Below are 626 nucleotides of genomic sequence, written 5' to 3' on the forward strand. Positions count from 1 at the left end.
ACGGAGAGGCGCTCGCCGCGCTGCTGTCCGGTCAGATCTCCGACGCCGACTACACCGGATCTGTTCGCGTCGGCGGCATTCCGGCGGGAGAGATCGATCTTCGACGCTCCCGCGAGACCGTTCTCGTCGAGCCGCACCTCACCGACCTGTTCGCCGGAACCGTCCGCAGCAACGTCACCGCCGGGCGGGAGCGGCCCGACGCCGAACTCGACCGAGTGCTCCAGGCATCCGCGGCCACCGACGTCGTCGAATTGCACGAGGCGGGTCTCGATCACGCCGTCACCGACCGCGGAGCCAGCCTGTCCGGCGGCCAACGCCAGCGAGTGGCGTTGGCGCGAGCGCTGTCGGTCGACGCCCCGGTCCTGGTACTGCACGACCCCACCACCGCCGTCGACGCCGTCACCGAGCACGCCATCGCCCGCGGCATCGCCGAGCTCCGGCACACCGAAAGAAGCTCGCAGACAACGATCCTCATCACCACCAGCCCCGCGCTGCTGTCGGTGACCCATCGCGTTCTCGTCGTCGACGACGGCCGCGTCGTCGCCGAGGGAACGCACCACGATCTCGCGTCCTCGGACGCGCAGTACAAGGACGCGGTGCTGCGATGACCACCCCCGAGCTTCTTC

General features: G+C 69.8%; 1 protein-coding gene. It reads left to right on the plus strand.

From position 1 onward, the window contains the following. On the plus strand, window positions 1–608 hold a 608-nt coding region (locus A2J02_RS26610; protein WP_156516406.1), incomplete at its 5' end, for an ATP-binding cassette domain-containing protein. Window positions 609–626 lie beyond the last annotated feature (18 nt).

The sequence above is a fragment of the Rhodococcus sp. EPR-147 genome (assembly GCF_001647185.1).
Lineage (GTDB): Bacteria > Actinomycetota > Actinomycetes > Mycobacteriales > Mycobacteriaceae > Rhodococcoides.